The sequence below is a fragment of the Ruegeria sp. AO1 genome (genome assembly GCF_056535985.1).
The window spans coordinates 694,332-710,806 of sequence record NZ_JBQFJC010000001.1; the positions used below are offsets into that span (position 1 = coordinate 694,332).

17 protein-coding genes are annotated in these 16,475 nt (G+C 56.4%); 8 read left to right on the forward strand and 9 right to left on the reverse strand.

What is annotated here, in order from left to right:
- Nucleotides 1-107: 107 nt before the first annotated feature.
- Together ACR3FB_RS03340 and ACR3FB_RS03345 are read left to right on the forward strand one after the other, a co-directional pair.
- Nucleotides 108-575 carry a hypothetical protein gene (locus ACR3FB_RS03340; RefSeq protein WP_480564081.1) on the forward strand — a complete coding sequence of 156 codons (468 nt, stop codon included), beginning with the start codon at nucleotides 108-110 and terminating at the stop codon, nucleotides 573-575.
- A gap of 1 nt (nucleotide 576) precedes the next feature.
- Nucleotides 577-963 (forward strand): hypothetical protein, encoded by a 387-nt coding sequence (locus ACR3FB_RS03345; protein WP_480564085.1) that lies wholly within the window; start codon nucleotides 577-579, stop codon nucleotides 961-963.
- 459 nt (nucleotides 964-1,422) lie between these two features.
- Here the strand turns inward: ACR3FB_RS03345 and ACR3FB_RS03350 are convergent, their stop codons facing one another.
- The 5 genes from ACR3FB_RS03350 to ACR3FB_RS03370 all read right to left on the reverse strand — a co-directional run bounded on the left by ACR3FB_RS03350 (nucleotide 1,423) and on the right by ACR3FB_RS03370 (nucleotide 6,177).
- Entirely contained in the window at nucleotides 1,423-2,868 is a 1,446-nt protein-coding gene (locus tag ACR3FB_RS03350) for a phospholipase D-like domain-containing protein (RefSeq protein ID WP_480564088.1), read from the reverse strand.
- 533 nt (nucleotides 2,869-3,401) lie between these two features.
- Nucleotides 3,402-4,559 (reverse strand): adenylate/guanylate cyclase domain-containing protein, encoded by a 1,158-nt coding sequence (locus ACR3FB_RS03355; RefSeq protein WP_480564091.1) that lies wholly within the window; start codon nucleotides 4,557-4,559, stop codon nucleotides 3,402-3,404.
- A gap of 111 nt (nucleotides 4,560-4,670) precedes the next feature.
- On the reverse strand, nucleotides 4,671-5,273 hold the full coding sequence (locus tag ACR3FB_RS03360) for an NAD(P)H-dependent oxidoreductase (protein ID WP_480564094.1): 603 nt from the start codon (nucleotides 5,271-5,273) through the stop codon (nucleotides 4,671-4,673).
- Nucleotides 5,270-5,662, reverse strand: a complete 393-nt coding sequence (locus tag ACR3FB_RS03365; protein ID WP_425085065.1) for a nuclear transport factor 2 family protein — start codon at nucleotides 5,660-5,662, stop codon at nucleotides 5,270-5,272. The genes ACR3FB_RS03360 and ACR3FB_RS03365 overlap by 4 nt, the downstream gene beginning before the upstream one ends.
- A gap of 20 nt (nucleotides 5,663-5,682) precedes the next feature.
- Nucleotides 5,683-6,177: a nuclear transport factor 2 family protein gene (locus ACR3FB_RS03370; RefSeq protein ID WP_425085066.1), complete on the reverse strand. Its 495-nt coding sequence runs from the start codon at nucleotides 6,175-6,177 to the stop codon at nucleotides 5,683-5,685.
- A 118-nt stretch (nucleotides 6,178-6,295) separates the two neighbouring features.
- On the opposite strand from ACR3FB_RS03370, the gene ACR3FB_RS03375 reads away from it, so the two are divergent.
- From ACR3FB_RS03375 to ACR3FB_RS03395, 5 genes are all read left to right on the forward strand, one after another.
- Nucleotides 6,296-7,192, forward strand: a complete 897-nt coding sequence (locus tag ACR3FB_RS03375; RefSeq protein WP_480564097.1) for a LysR family transcriptional regulator — start codon at nucleotides 6,296-6,298, stop codon at nucleotides 7,190-7,192.
- Nucleotides 7,193-7,243: 51 nt separating this feature from the next.
- On the forward strand, nucleotides 7,244-8,131 hold the full coding sequence (locus tag ACR3FB_RS03380) for a helix-turn-helix domain-containing protein (protein ID WP_480564100.1): 888 nt from the start codon (nucleotides 7,244-7,246) through the stop codon (nucleotides 8,129-8,131).
- A 113-nt stretch (nucleotides 8,132-8,244) separates the two neighbouring features.
- The gene (locus ACR3FB_RS03385) at nucleotides 8,245-9,198 is read left to right on the forward strand and encodes an alpha/beta hydrolase (protein ID WP_170374415.1); all 954 of its coding nucleotides are present in this window, start codon (nucleotides 8,245-8,247) and stop codon (nucleotides 9,196-9,198) included.
- A 60-nt stretch (nucleotides 9,199-9,258) separates the two neighbouring features.
- On the forward strand, nucleotides 9,259-9,768 hold the full coding sequence (locus ACR3FB_RS03390; RefSeq protein WP_480564103.1) for a nuclear transport factor 2 family protein: 510 nt from the start codon (nucleotides 9,259-9,261) through the stop codon (nucleotides 9,766-9,768).
- A 10-nt stretch (nucleotides 9,769-9,778) separates the two neighbouring features.
- Complete coding sequence (locus ACR3FB_RS03395; protein ID WP_170374420.1) at nucleotides 9,779-10,474, forward strand: SDR family oxidoreductase; 696 nt, start codon at nucleotides 9,779-9,781, stop codon at nucleotides 10,472-10,474.
- A 2-nt stretch (nucleotides 10,475-10,476) separates the two neighbouring features.
- Here the strand turns inward: ACR3FB_RS03395 and ACR3FB_RS03400 are convergent, their stop codons facing one another.
- Nucleotides 10,477-11,313 (reverse strand): LysR family transcriptional regulator, encoded by an 837-nt coding sequence (locus ACR3FB_RS03400; RefSeq protein ID WP_480564106.1) that lies wholly within the window; start codon nucleotides 11,311-11,313, stop codon nucleotides 10,477-10,479.
- A gap of 91 nt (nucleotides 11,314-11,404) precedes the next feature.
- On the opposite strand from ACR3FB_RS03400, the gene ACR3FB_RS03405 reads away from it, so the two are divergent.
- Nucleotides 11,405-12,400 carry a quinone oxidoreductase family protein gene (locus ACR3FB_RS03405; RefSeq protein WP_480564109.1) on the forward strand — a complete coding sequence of 332 codons (996 nt, stop codon included), beginning with the start codon at nucleotides 11,405-11,407 and terminating at the stop codon, nucleotides 12,398-12,400.
- A gap of 40 nt (nucleotides 12,401-12,440) precedes the next feature.
- Here ACR3FB_RS03405 and ACR3FB_RS03410 read toward each other — a convergent pair whose 3' ends face one another.
- The 3 genes from ACR3FB_RS03410 to ACR3FB_RS03420 form a co-directional block, all read right to left on the reverse strand.
- On the reverse strand, nucleotides 12,441-13,259 hold the full coding sequence (locus ACR3FB_RS03410) for a hypothetical protein (RefSeq protein WP_480564112.1): 819 nt from the start codon (nucleotides 13,257-13,259) through the stop codon (nucleotides 12,441-12,443).
- A 68-nt stretch (nucleotides 13,260-13,327) separates the two neighbouring features.
- Nucleotides 13,328-14,992: a sulfatase-like hydrolase/transferase gene (locus tag ACR3FB_RS03415; protein ID WP_480564115.1), complete on the reverse strand. Its 1,665-nt coding sequence runs from the start codon at nucleotides 14,990-14,992 to the stop codon at nucleotides 13,328-13,330.
- 11 nt (nucleotides 14,993-15,003) lie between these two features.
- On the reverse strand, nucleotides 15,004-16,239 hold the full coding sequence (locus tag ACR3FB_RS03420; RefSeq protein WP_480564118.1) for a DUF3179 domain-containing (seleno)protein: 1,236 nt from the start codon (nucleotides 16,237-16,239) through the stop codon (nucleotides 15,004-15,006).
- Between the last annotated feature and the right edge of the window lie 236 nt (nucleotides 16,240-16,475).

A 16,475-nucleotide genomic window follows, 5' to 3' on the forward strand; every position in this document is an offset into this window, starting at 1 on the left:
TGTATTGAATACCTGAGTGTTTTCTGAAGATTGGGCCGTCTTCAGTGAGCACGGCAACAAAGGACGCGATCTAAAAATAGGTGGATCACAGATCAGGGGGAAACACGATGGCAGCTACCTGCAATGCCTCTCTGTCGAGGCGAGATTTTATCAATCTGGCCGCTGCTGCTTCTCTTTGTTGCATCTCAAGTTGTGCCCCGTTCGACCGCAGTAGTTCGATCGGCGACATAAATTCTGAGCTCACAGCCGCGTTGGAACGGATACCTTCTGATGATGGCTCAGATCTGGTTCAGGTCGCCCGGGAGATTGAGGCGAATTCAACACAGATGATCCAGGCGCACGCGGCCTTTATTGAAGAATTCAACCGGTTGTCCGCCAACCGCTCTGTAAAACGTTCCAAGTTGGTAGCTGTTTCAGACAGATATGACACCGAACGCCGTTCGCAACGCGATAACCTGCTGGTATTGCAGGGGCAATTGCAGGCAGCAGTCCCGGAAGACTACTGGCCGGAAGTTGCTGAAATTTTGTACGAAAAGGCAGACTTAGTCGCTTTGGGAACCAGCTTGGAGTTATGATATGCCAGTAATTGCGACGATAACGGCGGTCACTTTCTTTTTGGACGGATCGTCTGATTTAGCACCATTATTTCTGGAGCCCAATACGCTGAGACCCGCCTTGGATAAGGCTATTTCGCCCGCAGACAGCGATGTCCGGACCGCGGCCTTGAAAATTGTGAGCGACTTGGAAGTTGCCGTTGATCGGTTCCGTGCCGCGGTCGAAGGTTCTGCGGACAATGCCATTCTCGGTTCCACGGACAAATCAGCATCGGCATCGTCCACAAGAGCCATTTTTAGTGAACTGGATCGGGAAAGAGATCGAGCGATAAGCGCGGTAATCGACTCACGTGATCAACTCGTTTCGCTTTTGGATCAGGAGACCTGGTCGCGAGTATTCGATGGGTAATGTCTATTGAGAAAGGGGGCAATGTCCACCCTGTCGTCGCTGCAACGCTATCCCTAAAGTCGGCGAATACGTTTGTTTGGTGAATTGGATGATGATGCATCCCATGAGGCGTGCTCAAAGTTCTTGCAGACGATGCCGCTACTTTTTGTCTTTTTCCTTTTTTTGGTCATTTGAGGGCGCTCGCCAAAATGAGGCCGCGCCCCAAATCACCAGAACAACCGTAACTATGCCACCCACAATAAATTCCATATCAAGATGATAGCCACACGAGCTTGTTGGCGCAACTTTTCAACACCGCGAAATAGACAAAGGGACGTTCAGCCTTCCCTTTCAATTTCGGACAAACCCTCTGCATTGTCCATTTTGGGTCAAGTTTTTAAGGGCGTTGCGGATACCAAAAAAGAACTACCTCTCAGACCGCTCGCTTGGACGTTCGGGTGTAAGGCTAAGTTTGGCTGCCTACAGGTAAGGGGAAAGTAGCCGGGCGAAACCGTTGCGCAATTTGGCCAAAAGCGGGAGATCATTGATCTCTTCGAGGCTGATTTCTCGAGCGCCAAGTGCTTTTGAGTCAAGTATGGCATGGAGTTTTTCCGACAGCTCTCGATGATAGCATTCAACATTGAACTCAAAATTCAATCGCAGGCTTCTGGGATCCCAATTTGTGCTTCCAACAAGAGCCCAAACGTCGTCCACGAGCATGAGTTTCGTATGATCGAACGGTGGCTTGGTGAAGAAAACCCGGCAACCATGTTCCAAAATTTGCCCGATCTGCCCCATAGCTGCCCACTCGACAACCTTAACGTTGTTGTTGGATGGCAGGTAGATTTCGACCTTGATGCCACGGAGCGCCGCCACTGAAAGCGCTTCTATCAGCCGAGAATCCGGTAGAAAATATGGGCTGACGATACGCACCCGTTCCCGCGCGGCCGACAGCGCTGCGAAAATGAGTTTGCTGAGCGTCTCGAAATCCTCGTCTGGTCCGTGCGAAATCCCCCGCGACCAGACCGTGCCATGGCGGGTAAGCTCTGGAAACCATGCCGGGCCGCTCAACTGCTCACCGGTGGTAAAGGCCCAATCCGTAACGAATACTTGCTTAAAGTGGCTTACCACTGGCCCCTCGAATTTGAAGTGCAGGCATTGTGTCGGCGCCTCAGGATCGAGGTTCAGGCAATGCGCTTCACGAATATTGGTGCCGCCTGTGAAGCCAATGCAGCCATCCACAACAAGGATTTTTCTGTGATTTCTGAGGTTTGAAAAGCGGCGTGAGGAGAACCCGCTCGTAGGAAGAAAACTCGCGGCTTCAATGCCCACCTCTTCCAAACGAGTAACCATATTTTCTTTGCTGTAGCGCGCGCCAACGCAGTCGATAAGAACGCGCACTACCACGCCGCGATCCTTGGCGCGGACGAGCGCATTCAAGAATTCTTCTCCTGCTCGGTCGCTGTCAAAAATATAGCTCAACAATCCAACCGATAATTTGGCACTATCTATGGCCGCGATCATCTCCGGAAAGGCCTCATCACCATCTCGCAGGCAATCGACCGTGTTTCCCGGCAAGAGTGGCTTTGCGCTAAGAGCTTCCCCGGCACGGGCTAATCCGGCCAAGTGAGGTAGTTGGATATTAGCCTCTTCAAACAACACTCTCTCACTTTCCGAGAGAGAGAAGCCTGGAATTTGGCGCATGGTGTCTGACAGGCCCATCCGTGTGCCAGCCCGGTTGATCCGATTGACACCCAGTATGATGTACGCCAACGAGCCAACAAACGGCGCAAGCCAAGCAAGGGCTGACCAGCCAATGGCCGCGCGTGTATCGCGCTTTCTCAGAACAGCATGCACAGTGACTCCGAAGGCTAAAGACACCTGCGCAAGCGTGACGAGAAATGCCCACAGGTAGACGAGGCTCAAAATACGATCCTCCGAATGCAGCTACACCACTTGAAGCCTCACCCTATCTCTTTTGATTAACAAGGGTGCAAAAAGTTTGGTTTTGAAATGCTTGGATCCAGCCGTTCTACCACTGACATCACGCTTGGCGCACCTCATAAGCCGTCTCCGAGCCTAACCAACGCCTGCTTATCGCCATTCTGCGGACCTCGACGAACGGTGCAGCGAAGGTCTGCTTCCCGCCCCGATCCCGCGCAAATCGTATGACCGGCGAACTCGCTTACGTCCAAAAAGTCAAAAGCAGAAAAGTGAGGCACAATATTGGACACAAACCAATTTCCGAACACTACCCATTGACCCCATTTCCTTTATTTTGTTAATTTTCAATATGTTGACAAAAAATCCTACCACCCCAGCCATATTCCTCACCAAAAACTATTTCCGTTTGGTCCAAGCCAATAGGCATGTGCTCCATTTGCGCTGTGTAAACGATAAATCCTTGCGATAGGTTCGACGCAAACAACTTTATTCGGCGAAAAGTTGACTTTGAAGAGCTATGCTCGGATCGCAAAAGCCTCAATTTTCTTCTGCAAGCCGCGGATAGAATGATAGCCAGCTGACTGTTTGCTACCATTCATGTGCTCTGCGACGCTCCGAGTCACCAGTATCTTTTCGTTCAGTTTCTTGCACAGTTCCTGAACGCGACTGGCCACGTTCACAGCCTGACCGACGACGGTGAAATCCAAACGATCAGGGCTGCCGATATTGCCAAAGGTGACGCGACCGAAATCAATGCCGACGACGAACTCGATGGGCTCGTTTCCCTTTTCGGCGGCTGTCTCGTTGTAGTCGCGCAGGTTGGTCAGGGCGAGTTCTGCGGCCTGCACCGCAGATCTGCACGAGGCTTCCGCGTCGTCATCAATGTTGAAAACGGCTAGTATGCCGTCCCCCATGAATTTGAGAACGTCACCGCCCTCTTCCTGGATGGGCGACATAACCATCTCGAAATACTCACCCATCATGGCAAGCAAATCGCCCTCGGACCAGGTTGAGGCCTTTTGGGTAAAGCCGCGCAGATCCGCAAACAGGATTGCGGCAGAAACTGTTCTGTGTTCTCCGCGCTTTATGTGCCCCTGATCAATTTCTTCGGCGGGGCCGTGCCCCAGATAGGTCCGAAGAAGGCTCTTTTGCGATTGGCGCATCGCAATGGGTTCCAAAGCTGCGGCAAGTGCGTATCGCGTGTCTTCGATGTAGCGGATATGCGCGTCTGAAAACCCAGTACCTGCGTTTGAGGTAAAGCTGGTGCCCTGAACCGAGCCATTGCCGTGCTCCAGCGGGATGGCCAGAAAGTCGGTGGCGCCTGCTTCAGCCAGCTCGGCATAGACCGGATGTTCCTCCAGAACGTCAAGATCAGTCAGGCGTTTGCGTAGTGGGCGCCGCTGGGTGACAACATATTCGAACGGGCTGCCGTGCCACGCACTGGTCGACAAAACCGTGGTCGGCACGGTGTAGCGGCGGGTCTCCTCGGGTGTCCAGATAATCCCCCACGCGCTGAGCAAGGGGTTTGAGTAATTCTGCGCGATCCTTGCGCGGGTCAAGGGCACGCCAAGCGCGGTCAACCCTTCACAATACCCTTTGACGATAAGCCTCTCGTCGCCCAGCAGGCGACCACCGGAAATCAACCAGTGGTTCAGGTGATCAGTCTCGGCCATCGTGGTCTCACACCCTTGTTCCGCGCTGATAGTTTACCTGTCATTGGACGTTAGAGAACCCGCGCCGGCTGAAAAACATGTGTTTTCTGTCCGGCGCAGGATAGGTCGACCTCAGCTTACCGCCGCTGCCAGTGACGGGTCGTCTTCCAATTGTTTGAGCAAACGGGCCTGTCTCACCTTGGGGTCCAATTCGGGATCGCTCAAATAGGCCAGCATAAGGGGCACGTTCTCTTCAATCTGCTCTCGAGTTGCCACCGCCATGCCATGGGCCACGAAAGGCCTTAGATACGTCATTCCGGCCAAGTTCGCCGTCTGTTGGAACGGTTTCAGAAACTCGGCTATTGTAAAGTTGTTGTATCCGCCCGCGTGATAGCTGTGCTCGGGACCTCCGGTCGAAACAAGGATAAGGAACTCACGTCCTTTCAATTTGTCACCGCCCGGCCCATAGGCGAAGCCATAGTTCAACACCTGATCCATCCAGGCTTTCATCACCGGGGGTGCAGAATACCAGTAGAATGGAAACTGGAACACGATCCGGTCATGGGCCAGCAAGAGGGCTTGTTCGGCTTCGATGTCAAAGCGCATCTCACCGCCGCCAATGGCGGTCAGATCGCGGGTTGTCACGTCGGCGGCTTCTGAAAGTGCATCAAACCAGGCGCGGTTGATGCGCGATTTGTTCAGGTCGGGGTGAGCGGTGAGGACAAGGGTTTTCATGTAACTGCCTCTTGCAGGAGTGTTGCGGAGTAATGGGTGATCAGCGGGCGGCCATCAGGTCGGGTTTCAAAGCGCCAGTCTTCCTGAACGCGGGCTTCAATGTGGTCCCCCGCAATGGTCGTCGCGCGAAACAGAACTTCGAACTGGGCTGCGCCGGGCGTGATTGTGATCTTGCTAACGTGGTGCTCTGTTGGACGTTTCAAGGTTTCAAGCACGCCACGATACCAGGCCCGCACGCGATCATGCCCGCTGAGTGTGGTATCGATATCAGGCATGTCCCAGTCCACATCTGGGTGGAGGTCAGGCAGGAACGCGTCGATCGGATCCAGCCTGTCTAACCGGGCAAACCAGTCGGCGATGAAACCGCGGATTTCGGGGTAATTGGTCACTTGAATCACCTGTTGATGGTTTACTTGGCCAGTCGCTCAGGGACCGGAGCCAACGAGTATTGGGACCAGAAAAACGTGTTTGCCGCGTCCTGATCGGCGGACAGGTTGGTTGCCTCGACGATCTTGCCATTCTCGATCCGATAGACGAGCGCCCAGGTCGTATCGACATTTGGTTTGCCATCGGCGTTCGACCAGCCACGGTGGATATCAACCACATGGGTCTCGTCGGCCCCGAAATAGATGGGTTCTGCCTGAAAACCAGCGGTGCCCAGTTGTTCGAAAAAGGCTAGCACTTCGTCCCGACCGGTCTTGGTGCCGGACAAGGGATGGCGGCCCGGGATGTGCCATTTGACGTTCTCGTCCATCACGGCTGCGATACCGTCCAGATCACTGGCGCCATAGGCGGCGAAGAACTCCTGTACGACCTTGATATTGTCTTCTGGGGATGCGGCCATGGCGGTCTCTCCTGTGATCAGAGCAGCGGTGAGGGCAGCAACTTTGGTCAGAGTGTTCATCTTGTGTCCTCCTGAATACGATGACACGAAGATAATAATCCCGGTAGTGCGTGATAATTCACCCTGTTGGCACTTCTTTCATGTATGATATCGAATAATAAGATTGTTCGGGAACTCTATGCGCCTGCCGCTTGCCACGCTTGAAATCTTTACCGCCATCGCGCGCCACGGATCGCTGCGTGCTGCGGCCGAAGGTCTGGGCATCAAGCCATCGACCGTTAGCCATCAATTGAAAGCGTTGGAAGACCAGTTGGGCACCGCGCTTTTCATTCGGACAACGCGCTCGATCAGCCTGACCGAGTCCGGGCGCGCCCTGATCCGCGGCGCGGGGCCTGCCTTTGATCAACTCTCCGAGGCCGTGGAAAGCGCGCGTAGCACCGGTCACGCCGCGCGGGGCACGTTGAAACTGGCGATGCCGGAATTTGCCTACCACCTTTACGTGGGTCCGATCCTCAAGAGTTTTTGCGCCGCGTATCCCGAGATCGAGTTGGAACTGTCGTTGACGGATGCGCTTTCAGACATATTGGGCGAGGAGTTGCATGCTGGATTCCGTCTGGGGGATCGTGTGGCGCAGGACATGGTGGCGGTGCGGTTGACGCCGCCGCTTCCGGTGACCGTCGTCGCCAGCCCGGATTACCTGGCGGCTCGGGGCATCCCGGAAACGCCGCGTGATCTGCTGGGGCACACTTGTATACGCTATAGGTTCCAATCCTCGGGCCAGATTGCCCCGTGGAGTTTTCAATCGGGTGAGGAGGAATATGCCGTCGATGTGCAGGGCAATCTGATCGCGAACGCCCTTCCTGCAACCGTCGATCTGGCGAAAAGAGGGTTAGGGTTGGCCTATACCTTCAGGGCTTATGTTGCCCCACTGATTGATACCGGAGTATTGACACCAGTTCTTGAGGACCATCTGGGCCCCACCCCCGGTATTTTCATGTATTTCCCACGCGAGTATAAATCCATGATGCCCCTGAGGCTGTTCATCGACCACATAAAGCGCCAACAAAGCGTTTGACCCTGCGCGCGCAGAACCCACATATCGAGCATTGCAAGCCGGAGCCGCCCATTGCCCCTAAGATACGCAGATATCTACCCGTCAGAACCGTTGCTGAACAGTGATGCGATGCAGCGCCCTTCGGCGGCTGGTTTGATGTCCGTGCGGTATTTTCGGGCCGAACCTGATCGGATGCCGGAAGAGGTATTTTCGGAACACCACGTCCTTCTGAACCTTCAGGAACAAGGGCATCGTGTGCAAAACTGGCGGGACGGCACGCTACGGGATTTCACCTTTTGCAAAGACGAAGTCATCGTGACCCCGGCAGGGATGCGGTCGGGGTGGCGATGGTACGGGCAGTCCGACGTGATCGTGATCACCTTGCATCCGGACAAGGTCCAGCGCTTTGCTCAGTCGGAACTCGGTATGCTTCTGGCGCCGGAGCAGTTTCACGATCAGCCGCAGTTTTCTGATCCTGACCTATGCGCTGCGGGCGTCATTCTACGCGATGCGCTTGCGACCGATGATATGTCCTCGGCGGTGATGTTCGAAGCCATGAGCCGGGTATTTCTAGTCAAGCTGCTGCAGAAATACGGCAAACGCCGCGCTGAAGAAGTTGAGTTATCTGCTCGCTTTACCTCTCAGCACTATCAACGGGTGCTGGCCTACGTGCAGGACCGTTTGGACCAAACGATCACGGTCGATCAACTGGCCTCTGAGGCGGGCATGAGCCCCTCGCATTTTGCGCGGGTTTTCAAGGAAACGCTGGGCTCGACCCCCATGCAATATGTCATGGCCTACCGGGTCGAGCAGGCGATGAAGATGATCGAAGACCCCACGCGCCCTCTGGGTAATATCGCTTTGGCCTGTGGATTTTCGGATCAGGCGCATTTCACGCGCAGTTTCAAACAGGTGGTAGGGCAGACCCCGCGCGCGTTCCGCGCAGCAAATGCCGTCTAAAGCAGGATCTTTCAAAAACGCGGCAGTCCGGTGCAAGTATCCCTGCTGACCGCAGCATATCTCAGGTGTCATCGGGCTTGTGCCCATCCAGACAGATTTTGGGAGATATCGCTATGAATACCCTCGCTCTGAACACCGCCGCAGCGCTTATGGCTTCGACAGCCGCTGTTGCGCAGGTCGAAACCCGCACCGTTACCTTCGAGAACGAAGGCGCTATGCTGTCCGGCACGCTTTACCTGCCGGAAGAGCGTGGATCTGAACCGCTGCCCACAGTCGTCGTGACCGGGGCCTGGACCTCGGTTCAGGAACAGATGCCCGCAAACTATGCCCGCGAGATGGCCGAACGTGGTTTCGCCGCCTTCACTTTTGACTTCCGCGGTTGGGGTAAATCGGGCGATCTGCCGAACAACGTGCGCTTTGTCGAAAGCCCCGAGGCCAAGACTTCGGACATCAAAGCGGCCATCGCATTCGTCGCGACCCTACCCGAAGTCGACGCCGACCACATCAACGGTCTGGGGATTTGCGCCTCAGCTGGGTACATGGTCGATGCAGTTTCAGGCAATCCGCTGGCACAGCGGCTGGGTCTTGTTGCGCCATGGTTGCAGAATGAAGAGATCGTTGAGGCGGTTTATGGCGGTGCAGAAGGTGTCGCCGGGCTGATCGAGGTGTCCCACGCCGCCGAGGCCGCTGGTGGCCAGATCATTCCTGCAGCAGGCCCCGAAGGTGCCGAGGGCGTGCTGATGCCGATCGGCGGATACTACTATGAGGCCGACCGTGGCGGGATCCCGGAATATGACGACAAGTGGAACAATGCGGGCTGGGAAGGTTGGCTGACCTATCATCCCGCCGACAATCCGCAGCGTTTGGACAAGCCACTGGCCATTGTGCACTCGGAAAGCGCGGCGATCCCACAGGGCGTTCAGACCTTCCTCGCCGGTTTCGCAGGAGAGGCGACCGCGCAATGGCTGGAGGATGTGACGCAGTTCGACTTCTACGACAACCCCGAGGATGTCACTCGCGCGGCCGATACCGTCGCTGGCCACTTTCGCGCCGGTTCGAGCAACTAAGCCCTGTTAGGACGCCGAGCAATTGTTCAGCGTCCACCCTCATCCATTCGGAGCATTCTCATGCGTAGAAAACTCACATCGACCCTTGCGGCCGTCTCAATGATCGGAACCGCAGCGTTTGCCGAGCAGCAAGCCGATATCTCGACCGCCATTGCCGATATCGCGGCAGGTGCCGACCGCCACGACTGGACCCGCGTGCGCGGCGCGTTTTCCGATACCGTCACGACGGATTATACCAGCCTCTGGGGCGGAGACCCGGTCACACAACCCGCTGACGAGCTTGTGGCGAGCTGGTCCACCTTTCTTCCTGGTTTCGACGCTACGCACCATATGGTGACCAATCACACCATCACCTCCCTGTCCGATACATCCGCCACGGCACAGGCTGATTTCACAGCAACCCATCGTTTTGATGATGGTCTGTGGGTGCTTGGTGGCCGCTATGACTATGAGCTTGAGAAATCAGACGACCGCTGGGTTGTCACATCAATGACCATGACGGCAATCTGGGAATCTGGTGACCGTGGGCTTGTGGCTCTTGCTGGCCAGCGCGCTGCCGAGGCGAATTGAAGGAGTAACCATGACCAGTCAGCGCATCGCACTCGTGACCGGAGCCAACCGCGGTATTGGTAAAGAAGTGTCCCGCCAATTGGCCCGAGACCATGGGATGAAGGTTCTGATGGGTGCGCGCGATCTGGCAAAAGGGCAGGCTGCTGCGGATGAAATCGGATATGGGGCGGAAGCCTTGCAACTGGATGTCTCTAGTCCGGATTCTGTCGCCGCCGCCTTCTTCTTGATGGTTGAATCGGCCTATGGCCGCCTTGATGTTTTGGTGAATAACGCTGGTGTGGACTATGACACCGACCAACAGGTTCACTTCGCCGATCTGGACCGGGTGCGTCGCGCGTTTGATACGAACCTATTCGGCCCGTGGGAGACCACGATTGCGGCGGTGCCTCTGTTACAACGAGGTACGGATGCCCGGATCGTCAACGTGTCCTCTGGGGCGGGGTCGCTGACCAGTATGTCCGCCGGAACGCCTGGCTATGGCGTATCCAAAGCTGCTCTGAACGCGCTGACGCTCAAGACCGCTGCCGCATTGAAACCGCAGGGCATTCTCGTCAACGCCGTGTGTCCCGGCTGGGTTGCGACGGATATGGGGGGCGGGGGGCGTCCGATTTCCGAGGGTGCCAGGGGCGTTGTCTGGGCAGCGACCTTACCGAAAGGTGGCCCGACCGGAGGGTTCTTTCGCGATGGCGTCGCAATTGATTGGTAGGTTCAGCCGGGCGTCATGAAATCAAACAGCTTCCTGACCCGCGCGGGCAACAGGCGGCGGCTGGGATAGACGGCGAACATGTCCCGCGTCATTGGTTGGGCATCCGTGACCTCAAGCCGTTGCAGTTCGCCGTTTACCATATCTGAAGGCAGCATCGCGACACCCAGGTTGCGACGGGCGGCCTGCGCAATGACATCAAGGTCGGTCAAACTGTGGGCGATGTGCTTCGGGTGCAGTGTTTCCCCGCTCTCCAGCGCCCAGGGTTGACCCGCATTCAAGGCAGGCAAAGCAAGAAAGTCTGGTCTGGATACCGACCTGTCCAGCCCACGCTCTCGAATGAAGCCCTGTCCTGCGCAAAAGCAGTAGGGAACTGACCAAAGCCGTTTCGCGACAAGGCTGGAATCCGTCAAAGGGCCGAGGCGGAAGGCCAGATCGATATTGTCGCGAAAGAAGTCCAGCATGACATTGGTTGTGGTCATCTCAAACGCCACATCCGGATTTCGTGTCGCAAAATCCAACAACCGAGGTCCAATGGTCGTGCGCGCGGCCAGCGGGGGCGCTGTGATGCGGATGCTCTGGCGCCTCGTGTCGTCCGTAAAACCTGCGATACCTTGCAGAGCCTCGATCGGGTCCTGACATTGATCCAGAAGGCGGCGGCCTTCTTCCGTCAGGCGCACCTGCCGCGTCGTTCGCTCAAACAGTTTGGTGCCAAGATGGTCCTCTAACTCTGCAATCCTGCGGCTGACACGGCTGAGCGGTATCCCCAGACGCTCCGCAGCTTTGGAAAAGCTGAGATGGTTTGCGACGACTGTAGACAGGGCAAGGTCGTTGTAGATCATTATTCTATTTTTGGGATTATTTCTCCTGATATCAACTATTATCATCCAGCGACGTGGCCTCTACCTTCCGCGCAACAGAAGGAGACAGCTCATGCCTTTCGCTATTGAAATCACCCAGACCGGCAAACCAGATGTTTTGCGCGAAACAAACCGTGCGACCCCGACCCCTAATGCCGGGGAAATCTTGATCCGCAACAAAGCCGCGGCAGTCAACTTCATTGACACGATCATCCGTCGAGGTGAAATGCCCGAGGGGATGATGCCGGACCTGCCTCATGTACCCGGGGTCGAGGGAGCCGGAGTGGTTGAGGCGCTGGGCGAGGGGGTCGAAGGGTTCTCTGTCGGGGACCGCGTAGCGTGGATGGGGCAGATTGGTGCCGGTGGATACGGCACCCAGTCGGTGATCGCTGCGCCCTATGTCTCCCGGTTGGCCGATACTGTCGAGTTGGAAACCGCAGCCGCAATCCCCGTCAATGGGATGACCGCCTACCACATGCTGGTCAATCTGGGCGGCGCGGCAGCTGGCAAATCTGTACTGGTTCACGCTGCGGCCGGGGGTGTTGGCACCATGGCGCTACACATTGCCAAGCATCTGGGAATGACAGTGATCGCTTCGACCAGCACCGACAAGGTTGGGTATGCAAACGATCAAGGTGCCGATCACGTCATCGACTATCGCACCGAGGATGTCACCGAGCGGGTGATGGACCTCACCGAAGGGCGCGGCGTGGATCTGACGCTGAACCCGATCTCGGGTGAAACTCTGAAATCAGACCTCGACGCTCTGGCGCCTTTGGGCACTGCAGTTCTGTTCGGGTTCCTTGCCGGTCCGCCCGCAGGTAATTTTGCCGAGGATTTAGCGAAGCACTTCCAGAAGTCGATCTCGGTCCGGGTCAGCGACATATACACATATTTCGTCAACCAACCAGATCAGTTCAACGAAGATATGGCCAGGGTATTTGAATTGTTGCAAGCGGGTGTTCTGCGTCCGCAGCTGACTATCCTACCCATTGCCCAAGCTGCCGAGGCGCACCGTCGTTTGGAAGCCGGTGAAACCACCGGCAAACTGGTTCTAAGCATAGAGTGATCGAGCCCGGCGAACACGAGAAACGGCAAAGCGGTCGGATCTAGTTGAAAAAGACCTTTAGCCCCACATAGGGCCCTTGCTGCGTGACATCATAGGCGAAGGGGCCGGTTGACGTTGAATCACTGTAGTCGACACTGAAATATCTGTAGCCAAAGGTGATCGCGGTTCGATCCCACGGCTGATAGTCAAAGCCGATATTTGCGCCGACTTGCAGATCGTTGCCTCCGGCTCCGAACCCGCCAAGTTCCAGCGACGCAATGGTTGTCCACCGATCGTTGAGACGCCACATGCCCCGGGCACCCACAACGGGCTCAATCCAGCCTTCGTCACCGCCTTGGGTGGGCGGGTTCGTCGGCCCCGGAGTCGTGAACCTGATTTCCTGCCGGATCGAGTTGTAGCGAATGCCGCCTTGCAGATCGACGGTGTATCGCTGGTTGTTGGCACCATAGGTCCCATCCGCTACGCGATAGGCACCCATGACCGCAAACCATTTTTGGCGCACATCTACATCCACTGCAGTGGCGGCGGGGCCGGGGAGAGTGGTATCCTCTCCGATGCCTACATAGTTGGCGTCAACGATGATCCCAAAGTCTCCGTTCCAGGCCTCATACCGCCCGGCCGCTGCGAAATCGAGAACATCCAGCACGTCGCCAAGATCGAGGTCGATATCGGCTGAAACGCCCGAGACGGTTGACGTTCCATGTGTACGGAGCGGGGTGAACAGGTAAAAGCCAAGAGTGTGTCGCCAGCCCTCTTCGGTCTGACCCGGTGCAGGCAGGGACTGAGCGTATGCTGCGCTCGACAGTAAACAGGACAGGGCCGTGGCGCCCGCTATCGCGGCAGTGGATCTGATTGCCATTGGTGAATCTCCTTACTTTCAAATTGCGCGACGACCTTGCTGCAAGGCGTCAGTGTCCGGATGTACGATCATCTGCCAACCGAAGACTGTTTGAGCAGAAAGGCCTCGACAGCGGCTTCAGTTTCGGGGCGAAGATTTTCGATGCCTTCATAGGGAACACCACGGGCTGGTTCGATGTCTGGATACTTTTCCTTGCGTTTCAGATGACGCCCCAGAATACGGACAAACTCTTGCCCGCCCCAAGCCCCAACCTCGGTTGAAACCGGGTATTTCTCATGCGTATCGCGGTAGACATCGAAGAAATCGGCTAGAATCGCGCTCTCTCCGGCTCCGGGAATGCGCAGCTTTAGTTGATCTTTGATGACCGCGCGGGGGGTGTGGACGGAATAGACGATCAGATGATCGCGCCGTCCTTTTGTTTCACCCAAGAGCAGCAGCGAGGATTGGTCGACCCCGTCCACCAACCGATCCCGAGGAATGCCATCCTCGGCCCCGGCGAACCGGGCGAGCGTGGTATAGAGATCCGAGACGTGGACGATATCTCCGACGATACCATCGGCCTCGATCATGCCGGGCCAGCGGATGAAGCTGTCGACCCGAATGCCGCCCTCGGACACATCACCTTTGCCGCCGGCGAAAACCATCGGGGTGAACCCTGATTGCGGCGAATACTTGGTGAAATGGCCGTTGTCGCCCATCACTATTACAATGGTGTTGTCGGCCAGGCCAAGTGCCTCCATCTCGTTGAAGATATCGCCCAGCCAACTATCGAGCTGCTGCATCTTGTCGACATAGAGCCCTCCGTTCGGCGATTGCGGCCCCGAACGACCTGCGCGCGTGTTATCCAGCGGAATGAGCGGCCAATACTGCAGGAAGAACGGAGCGTCCCCGCCGGCAAGCTCGCGCATTTTTTCAAGCGTCTGGTCCTGGTAGCGTTGGTTCATTTCGTCATATTTTTCGGCGGTCCAGCGCTCGCCTGCGGTCATGTCAACTTCGCGCGCAAGACCCCCGCGTTCAGCTTCAAGGCCGGTGACCATCGCGGCAGGGTCGGGACGAAAGAAGTCGTCCAGAACGAAACGGTCATCGAAATCCGCGATCCCGACCGAGACCTGTTCCTTGATCGCGTCGTCGTTATAGATTGTCAGTTGGCCCTGCTGATGAACCGGGAACCCCGCCCAATCGAAGCCTTGGTTATGGGGCCAGGCCTCGGGGATATCGCCCATGTGCCACTTGCCCACATGCACGGTCGCATAGCCCGCATCTGACAGAATCTCCGCCAGCGTGACCTCGTCGGCGGGCAACCCGAACCCGGCGATGTCGACCGTGGTGTCGCCCATGCCCATCCGAACCGGGAGTCGACCGGTCATCATCGCAACCCGTGTGGGTGTGCAGGATGGTTCGGTATACATGCGCACCATGCGCATCGCTTCGTCCGAGAAGGCGTTGATATGAGGCGTGGAATACCCGCGAACTGCGTTGAGTTCAGGGATACCAAGATCGCCAAAGCCGATATCGTCAATCAGGATATTGATGATGTTGGGTGGCTTGCCGTCGTTCGAGCTTCGGAAGTCTTCTAGCAACTGGTCAACCTCGGCATTGTCAGCAGCCCATTGTTCGGCATTCTGCGCTTCGAGGATGTAGTACTCGGCATCATGGATGATCGGCGCGTCCTGAGCGGTTGAGATCGTGGCCGATAGGCAGAACAGCACCGACAGGCTGGTTAGGGTTTTCATTTCAACATTCCTCATTCGCTTTGGGCGGGGGTCTGGCGGGGGTCAGATGTGGTGTTGGGCGGGCCGGAGCGGTTGATATCCGTGCCGGGGAAGAACTCGACCCAGACATGCCAGAACATGCCTGATCGAAGGGTCTCAACGCGGGTCAGTTGGCCGCAATCCGCGTTTCCGAAGAAATCGACATGGGTGATGGGCGCGCCGCTGTCATTGTACCAGACGCCAACGCTTTCATAGATTGGGTCGTAGGACACCACGACGTCACGCCCGCCGACCGTGGCGTTGATCAGTCCTTTATTCTCGGCCAGGAAATCATCGGTCCAGCAAACTGCATCGTCACCGATCGTGATGCCCCAGACATAGGTTTTGTTGGGCAGGCGGTTGTCGCTGTGGCTCATGTTATCCATGACCGGCGCTTCTTCTTGGTGTTGCTTGGCGATGCCCGAGGAGAAAACCGTTTCAGTAAAGGTGTCGAACAACCTGAGAAGCGGGTTCGAGGAGGGTTTGTTCAGAAAGACCTCACCATCTGGATAGGCCTTCTGAAACCCGCGAAAGCTCATCCGAAAAGTGGGCCATGGCTGCATCGCTGCTGTTTTCGAGGCGTCGCTGTCGAAGCGGCCATAGATTTGCTGGATCGGCTCTCCGGTGGTGTTGTCGCGTAGGATCAGGTTGTTGCCATGCTGGGCCATCACTTCAAGATCCAGACGTTTGCCGTGGATCTCGGGTTTGTAGGCCTGCCCCAGATTGGCCATGGCACAATAGGTCATGACGATGTCATCGCCCCCCAACCCCTTATCGTTGCCGGCCAGATGAGGGCGCATCAGCTGGGCGTCCGAATGCGCCCGCGCGTGGCCGTTGTTTTCAATCACGAGAACGCTGGCGGATGGGTTGATGAATTGTTGCGCTTCGGAGATCGGATAGTAGCGGGCGGTGTCTTGCTGGTTGCGCAGACCGATGTGGACCCAAACCCATGGAAACACGAACAGGAATATGATCACCAGTGTGACCGCGGGTACGCCGAGGAAAAACAGCCAGCCCGGACCGCCACCAAGAAAATGCCCGACAAGCATCAGCGCAAGCCCGGTGAATCCCGCGGCAAGATAGGTGTTCTCATTCCGGATAAAGCGGATCATGTTATTGCGCTTGACCTTCAGCACCATCTGGCTGACATCACCGAGATCACGGAAATACATGAACCCGATGGTCAACGACACGAGGAGCCCGACGTAGAATAGAAGATTGGCCAACATTTGAATCGCCTTTTTGCGTCTTGATTAGCCCTCGGGCGGGGTCGAGTGGGACGAAAGGTAGGTTTTTATTTCGTCCTCAAGCCCTCGGAGGCTGTCGATGAGATCAGAATTTCTTGGGTCACTTGCATCGCAGGGAAGAAGAGCAGCCAGGCTTTCAAAGTCAGCGCAGATTTGCGCAAAGACCGTGTCTGAGCTGCGCAGGCGCCGGATGTCATTCGCCTGATCAGGAAAGTGTA